Here is a 12,141-nt window from a genome sequence, read left to right on the forward strand (position 1 = left end):
TTTTCGCATTCTGCCGCCTCGGTTCCGGTGGGGGGTGCCCCTATGTTTTAAGTCAAGGGGCAGATACGAGTTTCTTCAAGAATATCTGGTGGGCCCGAAACGGCAGGGATGATCGGTCCGGGAACCGTCTCCCGAACTGGTCAGGCACTTCGTGACCGGTCGGTTCAGGCGGCGGTCGCCGCCTCGGGTGCGTGGAAGTAGGCACCGTCGCGAAGCATCGCGTACAGGACGTTGCAACGACGGCGAGCCAACGCGATCAACGCCTGATTGTGCTTCTTATGCTCGGCGCGCTTCTTGTCGTAATACGCCCTCGACAATGGGTCCTTCAACGCCGCGAAGGCCGACAAGAACAGAGCCCGCTTGAGGATCTTGTTCCCCCGCCGCGACGAGTGGTCTCCCCGAATCGATGTCCCTGACCGCCAGGTCACTGGTGCCAGTCCGGCATAGGATGCGAGGTGTCCGGCGGATTCGAAGTCCTTACCCACGACCTCGGTCAGGATCCTCGCCGCGGTCCTGACGCCGACTGCCGGCATCGACGTCAGGAGCCCGAAAAGCGGATGCGTTTTCACCAGTTCCTCGATGCGCACCAACACCTCATCCCGCGACGCACGTATCTGCGCCAACGAGTTCGCCAACTGCGGCAGCACGAGTCCCGCCGCGTCCGTGCCCGACACCACCACGGTCTGCCCGTCCAAGGCGGTGAAGATCGCCGCGGCCCACCGCTTCCACGCCCTGGGCGCCTGTCTACGCAGCAGAGTCTCGACGCGGTGTTTGCCGGCATGCCGTAGCGCTTTCGGTGTCGGGTACTTCGCCAACACGGCCAGCATGGCGGGATGATCCAAGTGCGGGCCGATGACGGTCTCCAACCCGGGGTGGATCTGGGTGAGCAGTCCGCGGATCCGGTTCGACGTGGCCGTTGCCTGTTTGGCGAGGTCATCGTCGTAGCCACACAGCATCGACAACTCGGCGACGTTCTCATCCGCCACCCGGATACCCCGCAGAGTGTGGGGCATCGTCCTGGCGGCTTCAGCGATGATCGCGGCATCGCGTGCATCCGTTTTCGCCTCACCCGGGTGTAGGTCGGCGATGCGGCGCATCGCCAACCCAGGCAGATAGGCGACCGTGATGGACTCGGCTTGGGCGACCGCGACCGGCAAGGCGCCGATAGTGGCGGGCTGGTCGACGACCACCAGCAGAGTTCCGTGCTTGCGCAGCCGGCCAAGCAAAGCCCGGAGTTTCGTTTCGTTCTGCGGCAGAGCTTTTGACAGTAACTGTTTGCCGTCGCGGTCGAGTGCGACGGCGTGGTGGTTGTGTTTGCCGACATCGATGCCGATGAATACGTCGATGTCAGCGTGGTTGGTGATCATGTCACTCATCTTCTTCGACTCATGTGACCGAATATTTGGTTGTGGTTCGGCTGGCCGGTACTGCTGGATGGCTCCTGGGCTCGGCATCCACGTTACGGTCGGGCTCAAGGCATGTGTTCTGCCAGTGGTTCTGGCCCCTATCAGCGATTTCCCTGGTGCCTTCGAACCCCGGTGACTACACCCCCCGGATCATGATGACTGGGGGCATCAATCATGCCGGGGTCCTCAGGCCAGCGACCCCTTTCTATCCTGACGGATGAAGGGGCTACTTAAAAGGTAACGGGGCGTCCGGTCCACGGCGCCTCGGCGCGGGTGGAGGACGGCGCGTCGGCGCGGGTGGAGGATCACGACCTGCTTCACTTCGGTGCGGGTGAGGCAAACCTGAGGACAGCGGGACGGACGCGAAAGTAGACTGGGGCGCATGCGTTTCACCCGCTCGTCAGCTTCCTCACTGCTCGCACTGCTCCTCGGTGCCGTGGCCGCAACAGTTCTGGTCGCGGCCCAGCTCGCCTACTCCCCCGCACCGGCGAAGGCAGCGCCACAGCCGGCGGAGTCGACGGCGCCGGCGTACGTGACGCCTGACGACCTCGGCGATGGGGCGAAGCCGCCGAAGCCGGTGGGCGTCTCCTGGCTCGTCGGTGACCTCGACAGTGGGAATCTGCACGCGGCGAAGAACACCGAGAAGCGGCACGCACCGGCTTCGACGATCAAACTGCTCACGGCTCTCGCTCTCGTCGATGTGCTCGATGACAAGAAGCAGAAGGTCAAGGCCGAATTCGAGGACATGGAGATCGACGGCACGAAGGTCGGGCTCATGCAGACGAACAGCTACACGGTCGATCTGCTCTTCCACGCCATGCTGATGTCGAGTGCCAATGATGCCGCGAACGCCCTCGGGCGGGCCGCCGGTGGTCAGGACAAGGCCGTGAAGCTCATGAACGACAAGGCCGCCGAGCTGGGGCTGGAGAACACGCATGCGGTGAACACCTCGGGCCTCGACGCGAAGGGGCAGTACACGAGCGCCGAGGACCTCATGAAGCTCGCGTGGGCCGTCTGCGAGGACGACTATCTCATGAAGGTCATCGGGACCGAGACTTATAAATTCCCCGGCGGGAAGAATCCGCAGACGAAAGAGAAGTTCAAAGGCTACGAGATTCAGAACCACACAAAGATCGTCGGGCAGGTCGACGGCGGACTGGGTCTGAAGAACGGCTTCACTCGCGCCGCGAAGGGCTCGTATGTGGCCGTAGCCGAACGAGACGGACACCGTGTCGTGGCGACGATGCTCGGCATCGACAACAACTCCCGGCAGGCCGCCGTCGACCTCCTCGAATGGGACTTCGCGCAGAAGGATCCGAAATCGCTGCAGACCGTTCCGGTGGGGACTCAGGCAACCGCCGAGGCGGACCCCACCGCTTCGGGCAGCGGCAGCGATGCCGGTGGAACCGACGAAGGGACGGCAGCGGCGTCGGCGGAGAAGTCGACGCCCGAAGAATCGGAGGGGGCGGCTGCCTCGGTGGCGTCTCGCTCCTTGGGTGCGGCGATGGACAATCCCCTCGCTCTCGGACTGCTTGCCGTGGGCGTCGTTCTGCTCACCCTCACTGCCGTGTTCTGGGTCAGGCTGCGGGCGCGCATGCAGGGGCGTCGCTGAGCTCTCGTCGCCCTGCATCGGCACGAAGCACCCTTCTCGACGAAGGTCTCACGGCGGTCACCGGCCGCGCATCTATGACCTCACGGGCCTCGAGTGGACAATTCTCGCTCGCGTCGGATATGCTGGTTCTTTGCGTTCGAAGTTGTCCGCATTCATCGAACCGGTCGATGAGTTGCTCCTGACGACCGACAGTGAGAGTCGTAGGCCCCGATCCTGGTTCGCCCTTGCAGATGAATGTTCCGGACACCGTGTCTCTTCGAAACGCAGATCCCCATTGGCGATCACCCAGTCGCCGACTTCAGAACCTGACGAATAGCGTGCGTAGTTGCCTGCTATTCACAACCGAAGAAAGGAGGGAACCATGTCTGAGTTCCCACAGTGGGTCCAGCGCGGACTCATCCACGCAGGAATGATCGATCCCAAGATCAGCCGCGAATCCCGCGGTGAGACCACGATCGAAGATTCGACCGGTCGCATCGTGCTGTTCACCGGCACCTCGCTGCGCGAGATCACGCCGATGGCAGCCGCCTGACCGCCTGAACTGAAGAGGACGCCCACTCGCTGCCGGGTTTTACGCAGCGTGTGGGCGTCTGCTCATTCACTCCGGCCTCCGGCGGCCGGGTCCGACGCAGCCGACGATCGCCGTGAGCATGCCCATTCGCTCAGCGCATCGATTCCCGATACTGTGAATGCCGAAGAGACCTCCCAACCCCACCGGCTATGTCTGATCTCCGCACTGATTCTGCGCACCTGGACGCTTCCCCCGCAGCGTCGACCCGATTTCAGCATCTCGAGGGGCTCCGCGGGTTCTCCATTGCCTTGGTCGTCATCTTCCACGTCTTCATCGGACGCGTCTCCTCCGGGGTGGATGTGTTCCTCTTCCTCGGTGGCACACTCCTACTGTCTTCACAGATCCGCAACGCTGAGCGACTCCACGGACGTTCCTTCACCCGTTCGGTGCTGCGCGTCCTCCTGCGTCTGCTCCCCGCGCTCCTCGCAGTCGTCGCCGCGACCGTCGGCGGAGTCCTCATCTTCTACCCGCACCTGGACTGGGGACAGTGGCTGACGGATGCTTCAGCCGCCGCGAGCTTCTGGATCAACTGGCGTTTCGTCTCTCTCGGTTCCGATTACGATGCAGCGGGGATCGACAGCAGTCCCCTGCAGCATCTGTGGTCGATGTCGGTCCAGTTCCAAATCTATATTGCGATCATCGCACTCGTCTTCGCCTCACGTGGCCGTTCGGCACGGGTGCGGATGCGTCCACTGGTGTGGATCATCGCCCTGTTGTCGATGCTCTCGCTCCTCTGTGCGACCTGGATGACCCTCGCCGGCGATCAGGGGGTGAACTACTACTCGACCTTCTCACGCTTCTGGGAGATCGGTGCCGGTGCGCTCCTCGGCCTGGTGCTGTTCGACGCCGAGCGCATCCGGGGCTCATCATGGCCCCGGTGGCTCAGCGCCGTGCTGTCATGGGTCGGAGTGGTCATGATCTTCTCCGTCGGGCTGTTCTTCGACGGTGCCGAACAGTTCCCGGGACCGCTGACTCTCGTTCCCCTCCTCGGTGCTCTGCTTCTCATCGGGGCCGGGCTCGTGCGCCAGAGGAAGCCGCCGATCATCATCCGAGTTTTGGAGTCGGCACCGCTGACCCGCCTCGGCACGATCGCCTACTCCTTGTACCTGTGGCATTGGCCGCTGCTCATCCTCACCGTCAGAGTCACCGGCATCGATGCGAAGAACCCTCTCGTCGGCGTCCCGGTCATTCTCGCTTCTCTGCTGCTGGCCGAGCTCACGCATCGGTGGGTGGAAATCCCTCTGCGCCAGCGGACGGGGCCGGAGCCGCTGTCTCCCGCCATCGCCCGGGCGCGGGTCGGCATGGTGGCGGTTCTGGTCCTCCTCCTCGTCTCTCCCCCGGCCTGGGCCGTTGGTCTCGTCGCGAACAGGGCCTACGTCGAGCACAAGATCTCGGCTGTCATCGCTGAAGGCCGCCCCGACTCCTACCCGGGCGCCGGTGAGATCCTCGACGGAATCGAACCACGCCTCGATGTGCCGATCATGCCGGGCCTGGCCTCACGGGACCCGATGATGCCGCCGACGGAGGCCGACCGATGTACGACACCGCAGAGCGACGACGCGATCATCTTCGACAAAGCCGACGGCGATCCGTGCTGGTACGGTGACACCGACTCGGAGCGATCACTGTATGTCGTCGGCGGATCACACAGCGAACAGTGGCTTGGAGCTCTCGACATCATCGGCAAGCGCCGAGGCATCCGGATCGTGCCTTTCACCCGCGCCGGCTGCCCTCTGCACTACAGTCCCACCGATGATCCGGACTGCATCTCGTGGTCACGAAAGGTCGAAGAACACATCAGAATGCATCCGCCTTCGGAGGGCATATTCATGTCCTCGACCCGACCCACCGGAGACCAGGAGGAGGAGCCTGACTACGTCCCGGACGAGTACATCGACGTCTTCGAGCGTCTGGCCGAAGAGGAGAACACGATCTTCGCCGTTCGCGACACTCCGTGGCTGCAACTCGGCGACGGCGAGCACGTCGATCCGCGCGTCTGCGTTGGCGAGGACCCGAGCCGACGCTCATGCACCGTACCCGCCGAGTCGGTTCTGGCCGAGACCAACCCCGCTGCGGAAGTCTTCGATACCGACAGCTTCATCCATCTCGACCTGAGCGAATCACTCATCCAAGACGGTCACGTGCAACCCGTGATCGGAAACGTCCTGGTCTTCCGTGACTGGAACCATCTGACCCATCAGTATGTGCGCACTCTGGCCGCGGAGGTAGAACGGCAGATGTTCTCGGACGCCGCCGATTCATAACCGACCACACCGCACGCTGAGCCTGCGGTCAGCTGCGTCCGGCCATCTCGCAGGTCCACCCCTCAGGGATGTCCGGGTTCGCCAGAGTCTCGAGAATCTCTGCGCCGAGATCATCGGTGAGCAGATCGTCGCCAGCCGGGTAGAGGATCTTCTCCTCCTTCTCATTGTGCGCTTCGAGTCCGTCTTCGAGGGACTTCCAGACCGGGGCGATCTCGGCCTTGTCGGCACCCGCATCCAGCTTGGCTGCGATCTCGTCCATCCGATCCCACAGCTCACCATGCTCACGGAGCATGACGAAGACCGGACCCATGAGTCCTCCGGTCTTCATCGCCGGAAAGTGCAGAACCTCTTCGACATAGATGTGGTGGCGCAGCCCCGCTGCGCCCGTGTTGAAAGCCTCGACGTCGAGCGGTCCACCCGCCGACAACGTCCGCGCGAAGGTCTCGAAATATCCGTCGATGCGATGGTGGTCACGCTCAAGGACCTCGCCGACGCTGAGTCGTCCGTTCTCCTCTGTTCCTGAGCCTGTCATGGTGTGCAACTCCTTCGACTGTCGGTGCGAGGAAATCGTCCTCGTCTGTCGATTGTGCCACTTCTGCCGAGGCGTCGGGTGAGCAGAGAAAGAGCGGCCCACCCGAGCCGGATTGCTCGAATGGGCCGCTTCAGTTCTCAGGACTCAGCGGTCTCAGAAGTCCCAGTCGTCGTCTTCGGTGTTCTCGGCCTTGCCGATGACGTAGGACGAACCGGAGCCGGAGAAGAAGTCGTGGTTCTCATCGCTGCCGGGTGAGAGCGCCGCCAGGATGGCCGGGTTGACCTTCGTGACCTCCTTGGGGAACATCGCCTCGTAGCCGAGGTTCATCAGCGCCTTGTTCGCGTTGTAGTGGAGGAACATCTTGCAGTCCTCGGCCAGTCCCACCGAATCGTAGATGTCGTGGGTGTAGGCGACCTCGTTCTCGTAGAGCTCGAACATGAGATTCATCGTGTAATCCTTGAGCTCGGCCTTGCGCTCTTCGGACTGCGACTCCAAGCCCTTCTGGTACTTGTAGCCGATGTAATAGCCGTGCACGGCCTCATCGCGGATGATCAGACGGATGAGGTCAGCGGTGTTCGTCAGCTTCGCATGTGCCGACCAGTACATGGGCAGGTAGAAGCCGGAGTAGAAGAGGAACGACTCGAGCAGCGTCGAAGCGACCTTGCGCTTGAGCGGGTCGTCACCTCGGTAGTAGCTGAGGATGATGTCAGCCTTCGACTGCAGGTAGGTGTTCTCTCGCGACCAGCGGAACGCCTCGTCGATCTCCTTCGTCGAGCACAGGGTGGAGAAGATCGAGGAGTAGGACTTCGCGTGCACGCTCTCCATGAACGCGATGTTCGTGAGCACTGCCTCTTCGTGCGGGGTGACAGCGTCGGGAATGAGCGAGATCGCGCCGACCGTTCCCTGAATCGTGTCGAGCAGCGTCAGTCCCGTGAACACGCGCATCGTCAGCGTCTTCTCGTCATCGGTCAGCGTCGCCCACGAGGGGATGTCGTTGCTCAGCGGCACCTTCTCCGGCAGCCAGAAATTTCCGGTCAGGCGATCCCACACCTCGTCGTCGATCGGATCGACGACGCGGTTCCAGTTGATGGCGTCGACGTGCGAGGCCAGAGTCAGATTCTCCAACGCTATCTCTCTTCCCAAAAAGTCTTGTTCTGCAAAAATCACGAAGTCGTCTTCGTGCTGAGTTTCAGCGGTCTGCTCGACAGACGGATGTCCGCTGTGCAGGGCCCCTGCTGCAGCGGCCCTGCACAAAGCCGGCGGACCGATTCACATCGGTCCGCCGTGCCAGTGGATCAGAGCATGCAGGAGACGCAGCCTTCGACCTCCGTGCCCTGCAGAGCGAGCTGCCGGAGCCGGATGTAGTAGATGGTCTTGATGCCCTTGCGCCAGGCGTAGATCTGCGCCTTGTTGATGTCACGAGTGGTGGCGGTGTCCATGAAGAACAGAGTCAGCGACAGTCCCTGATCCACGTGCTTCGTGGCCTCGGCGTAGGTGTCGATGATCTTCTCGTAGCCGATCTCGTAAGCATCCTGGTAGTACTCGAGGTTGTCGTTGTCCATGAAGGGCGCCGGGTAGTACACGCGCCCGACCTTGCCTTCCTTGCGGATTTCGATCTTCGAGGCCACCGGGTGGATCGACGAGGTCGAGTTGTTGATGTAGGAGATCGAGCCCGTCGGAGGCACGGCCTGCAGGTTCTGGTTGTAGATGCCGTGCTCGGCGACCTGGGCCTTGAGCTCGCGCCAGTCCTCCTGGGTCGGGATCTGCACACCCGCCTCGTCGAAGAGCTCCTTGACGCGTGTGGTCCGCGGCTGCCACACCTCATCGGTGTACTTGTCGAAGTATTCGCCGGTGGCGTACTTCGAACGTTCGAAGCCGGCGAAGGTCGCGCCGCGCTCCTTCGCAATCTCCATCGACGCCCGTACACAGTGGTAGGCGACGGTGTAGAAGTACATGTTCGTGAAGTCCAGGCCCTCATCGGAGCCGTAGTAGACGTGCTCACGGGCGAGGTAGCCGTGCAGGTTCATCTGGCCCAGACCGATGGCGTGCGACATGTCGTTGCCGCGCGCGATCGACGGCACGGACTGGATGTCCGAGGTCTCGGCGACTGCGGTGAGGCCGCGGATCGCGGTCTCGATGGTCTGACCGAAGTTCTCCGAATCCATCGTCAGCGCGATGTTGAGCGAACCGAGGTTGCAGGAGATGTCCTTGCCGACCACGTCGTAGCCGAGATCATCGTCGTACTTGCTGGGTTCGGAAACCTGGAGGATCTCCGAGCACAGGTTGGACATGATGATCTTGCCGTCGATCGGATTCGCCTTGTTGACGGTGTCCTCGAACATGACGTACGGGTAGCCGGACTCGAACTGGATCTCGGCGAGAGTCTGGAAGAATTCGCGCGCTTTGATCTTCTTCTTCTTGATCGCTGCGTTGTCGACCAGCTCCGTGTACTTCTCGGTGACATTGATGTCGGAGAAGGGCACACCGTAGACGCGCTCGACGTCATAGGGGCTGAAGAGGTACATGTCCTCATTGCGCTTGGCCAATTCGAAGGTGATGTCGGGGATCACGACGCCCAGGGACAGAGTCTTGATCCGGATCTTCTCATCGGCGTTCTCGCGCTTGGTGTCGAGGAACTTGTAGATGTCGGGGTGGTGGGCGTGGAGGTACACGGCACCGGCACCCTGACGGGCGCCGAGCTGGTTGGCGTAGGAGAACGAGTCCTCGAGCAGCTTCATGACCGGGATGACGCCTGAGGACTGGTTCTCGATCTTCTTGATCGGGGCTCCGGACTCACGGATGTTCGTCAGGGCGAAGGCCACACCGCCGCCGCGCTTGGACAGCTGCAGAGCGGAGTTGATGGAGCGGCCGATCGACTCCATGTTGTCTTCGATGCGCAGCAGGAAGCAGGAGACGAGCTCGCCGCGCTGGCGCTTGCCGGCATTGAGGAAGGTCGGGGTGGCCGGCTGGAAGCGGCCGCTGATGATCTCGTCGACGAGCTGGGTCGCCAGCGTCTCATCGCCACGGGCGAGGAAGAGAGCGACCATGACGACGCGATCCTCGAAGCGCTCGAGGTAACGCTTGCCGTCGAAGGTCTTCAGCGTGTACGAGGTGTAGAACTTGAAAGCTCCGAGGAAGGTCTGGAAGCGGAACTTGTGATCGTAGGCCCGTTTCGACAGGTTCTCGATGAACTCGAAAGAGTACTGTTCGAGGACTTCGGGCTCGTAGTAGTCCTTCTCGACGAGGTAGTCGAGCTTCTCCTTGAGGTCATGGAAGAAGACGGTGTTGTTGTTCACGTGCTGCAGGAAGTACTGCCGAGCAGCCTGCTTGTCACGTTCGAACTGAATCCGTCCGCTCTCGTCATACAGGTTCAGCATGGCGTTGAGCGCGTGGTAGTCCAGATCCGTCTCTTCGCGGATGATGTCCTCTACATTGCGGTCTTCAGCGAGCTCGCGCACAGTTTATCCAATCCTAGATTCACAGCGTCGACGTCCTCCTGAGTGCCCAGGAGTTCGACTCGATACATGAGGGGTACTTGACACTTTGCTGCGACCTTGTGGGCCGCGCGGCAATAGTCCTCGCCGAAGTTCGTGTTTCCGGCGCCGATGACTCCGACCAAATGGCGGCGGTTCTCTTCGACATTGAGGAATTTGATGACTTGCCTGGGAACAGCCCCGCGATTGCGACCGGCCCCGTAGGTGGGGGTGACGAGAACGAATGGCTCATCCACTCGAAGCGTCTCTTCCTTGGTCAACGTCGGCAACCGCACTGCCGGGTGGCGCAGCTTGCTGACGAAGCGGTGCGTGTACTCGGAGTTGGCAGAGAAGTAGACCAGAAGCATTTCAGGCCACGACGGAAGCGTTCTGCTCGCCGACGAGAGTGGCGATCTTGTCCGGACGGAATCCCGACCAGTGATCGTTGTCGGTGACAACGACGGGGGCCTGCATGTAGCCCATGGCCTTGACGACGTCGAGGGCGTTCTCGTCGACGCTGAGATCGACCGACTTGTACTTCAGCCCTTTGGCATCGAGCGCACGGTAGGTTGCATTGCACTGGACACAAGCCGGCTTGGTGTACACGGTGATCATGACGACTCCTTCATTCTGCCTTGCGGCTCCGCGTTCTGGGTGGTGTGGCCGGCCTCTTCACCCGCCGATTCATGATGAAAATCACGAGGCGCAGGCTCAAGGGTGACCACTAGATGTTGTGTTCGGGTACGACCTTACCCCTATATCCAGTGTTACACCAGTGTGATTACGAGGTTCCACACCCTGTGACTTCACCGTCCACATTCGTCCACAGGCTGTGAACGACACCTATGTAGTTCGATGACCAGCGCGGACACTGGGAACAACGCTCGACAACCGAATTCTCTTCCCGTTTTCCACCGCCGTTATCCACCGGTTTCCACAGGAAAAATTTTTGCCTGTGGGTGTGTCGGGGCCTCCTCGGCGATCGTCTGCACACGGTGGAGTGAGGCACCCGTCACGCAGTCGTGGAGGCCGCGATCACACTGCTCTGCACTCCTTGTTCCGCGCTTCGTCCTCAACCTTCTTCCATCCGTCCCCCCGACCGATTCCCAGCGGTCCCTTGTCGTCTCACCGACGGTACAGATCGGTCCGGACATGAGATCTTCGCAGGCACCCCACGCCGGGACGTGTGTCAGCACTGGAACGACTTCGGCTGTCTCTGTGTCAGGGCCAACCAATATGCTGGAGACCACACCGCACCGAATCGAGAGGCTCCAGGACTATGACGGCAACGGCACCGGCCAATACTCAGGAGATCGCGCACGCACAGTCGATCCTCAACGGCCTCGAGTCCTACCTCGACCATTTCGTCGTCGGCCAGCAGCGTCTGCGCGAGTCGCTGCTCATCGGACTCCTCTCCAGCGGACACCTGCTGCTCGAAAGCGTCCCGGGCCTGGCGAAGACCACCGCCGCCGCGGCATTGGCCAATGCGGTCGCCGGGAAGTTCTCCCGCATCCAGTGCACTCCTGACCTGCTGCCGGCCGACATCATCGGTTCGCAGATCTACAACGCACATGAGGGCTCGTTCAACACCGTGCTCGGACCGGTGCATGCCAATATCGTCCTCCTCGACGAGATCAACAGGTCCTCGGCGAAGACCCAGTCGGCGATGCTTGAGGCCATGCAGGAGAAGCAGACGACGATCGGCGGCAGACGCTTCGAACTCCCCCGTCCCTTCCTCGTCATGGCCACACAGAACCCGATCGAGCAGGAGGGCACCTACCAGCTGCCCGAAGCCCAGCTCGACCGGTTCATGATCAAGGACCTGCTCACTCACCCGAACCCCAACGAAGAGGTCGAGATCCTCTCTCGCCTCGATTCCGGCGTCTTCGACAAGGACTCGGTTCCCGAACCCGCCTGCACGCTCGACGATGTCACGACCATGCAGCGCTACGCTCGCACCATCTACATCGACCCCGCGATCACCCGATATCTCGTCGAACTCGTCCACGCCACCCGCAATACGGGCAAATACCTCGGCCGGTTCGCCCCGTTCATCGAGTACGGGGCCAGCCCGCGCGCCTCGATCGCCTTCACGAACGCCGGCCGGGCGCTGGCGATGCTCCGCGGCCGCAACTACGTCATTCCCGAAGACATCAAGGATCTTGCCCACCGCGTGCTCGCCCACCGCATCCAGCTGAACTTCGAAGCCGCCGCCGAGAACATCACGAGCGCCCAGATCGTCGATGCCCTTCTCATGGCCGTTCCCACTCCCTGATCGGCGCA

Annotated in this window: 10 protein-coding genes; 4 read left to right on the plus strand and 6 right to left on the minus strand. The window is 61.9% G+C overall.

All coding sequences use genetic code 11. The annotated features are described in order from the left end of the window. Nucleotides 1-164: 164 nt before the first annotated feature. Nucleotides 165-1,367 carry an IS110 family transposase gene (locus tag EB836_RS13930; RefSeq protein ID WP_135541428.1) on the minus strand — a complete coding sequence of 401 codons (1,203 nt, stop codon included), beginning with the start codon at nt 1,365-1,367 and terminating at the stop codon, nt 165-167. Nucleotides 1,368-1,788: 421 nt separating this feature from the next. Here EB836_RS13930 and EB836_RS13935 point away from each other — a divergent pair, with 421 nt between their 5' ends. The 3 genes from EB836_RS13935 to EB836_RS13940 all read left to right on the plus strand — a co-directional run bounded on the left by EB836_RS13935 (nt 1,789) and on the right by EB836_RS13940 (nt 5,853). Continuing rightward, entirely contained in the window at nt 1,789-3,018 is a 1,230-nt protein-coding gene (locus EB836_RS13935; RefSeq protein WP_135541430.1) for a serine hydrolase, read from the plus strand. A 361-nt stretch (nt 3,019-3,379) separates the two neighbouring features. Continuing rightward, a complete protein-coding gene (locus tag EB836_RS18210) occupies nt 3,380-3,550 on the plus strand; it encodes a hypothetical protein (RefSeq protein WP_167854462.1) in 171 nt (56 codons plus the stop codon). 188 nt (nt 3,551-3,738) lie between these two features. Then, a complete protein-coding gene (locus tag EB836_RS13940) occupies nt 3,739-5,853 on the plus strand; it encodes an acyltransferase family protein (protein ID WP_135541432.1) in 2,115 nt (704 codons plus the stop codon). A gap of 28 nt (nt 5,854-5,881) precedes the next feature. Here EB836_RS13940 and EB836_RS13945 read toward each other — a convergent pair whose 3' ends face one another. The 5 genes from EB836_RS13945 to nrdH all read right to left on the minus strand — a co-directional run bounded on the left by EB836_RS13945 (nt 5,882) and on the right by nrdH (nt 10,473). Next, a complete protein-coding gene (locus tag EB836_RS13945) occupies nt 5,882-6,385 on the minus strand; it encodes a hemerythrin domain-containing protein (protein WP_135541433.1) in 504 nt (167 codons plus the stop codon). 153 nt (nt 6,386-6,538) lie between these two features. Then, entirely contained in the window at nt 6,539-7,510 is a 972-nt protein-coding gene (gene nrdF / locus EB836_RS13950) for a class 1b ribonucleoside-diphosphate reductase subunit beta (RefSeq protein WP_135541435.1), read from the minus strand. 170 nt (nt 7,511-7,680) lie between these two features. Next, nucleotides 7,681-9,807: a class 1b ribonucleoside-diphosphate reductase subunit alpha gene (nrdE, locus tag EB836_RS13955; RefSeq protein ID WP_240690003.1), complete on the minus strand. Its 2,127-nt coding sequence runs from the start codon at nt 9,805-9,807 to the stop codon at nt 7,681-7,683. Nucleotides 9,808-9,812: 5 nt separating this feature from the next. Further along, entirely contained in the window at nt 9,813-10,226 is a 414-nt protein-coding gene (nrdI, locus tag EB836_RS13960) for a class Ib ribonucleoside-diphosphate reductase assembly flavoprotein NrdI (RefSeq protein WP_135541439.1), read from the minus strand. Between the two features lies 1 nt (nt 10,227). Then, nucleotides 10,228-10,473, minus strand: coding sequence for a glutaredoxin-like protein NrdH (nrdH, locus tag EB836_RS13965; RefSeq protein WP_135541441.1), 246 nt, complete (start codon nt 10,471-10,473; stop codon nt 10,228-10,230). Between the two features lie 664 nt (nt 10,474-11,137). Between nrdH and EB836_RS13970 the strand changes: the two genes are divergently transcribed. Then, nucleotides 11,138-12,133 carry a MoxR family ATPase gene (locus tag EB836_RS13970; protein ID WP_135541443.1) on the plus strand — a complete coding sequence of 332 codons (996 nt, stop codon included), beginning with the start codon at nt 11,138-11,140 and terminating at the stop codon, nt 12,131-12,133. Nucleotides 12,134-12,141: the final 8 nt, after the last annotated feature.

Origin of the sequence: Brevibacterium sp. S111, from assembly GCF_004745075.1 — a bacterium.
Lineage (GTDB): Bacteria > Actinomycetota > Actinomycetes > Actinomycetales > Brevibacteriaceae > Brevibacterium.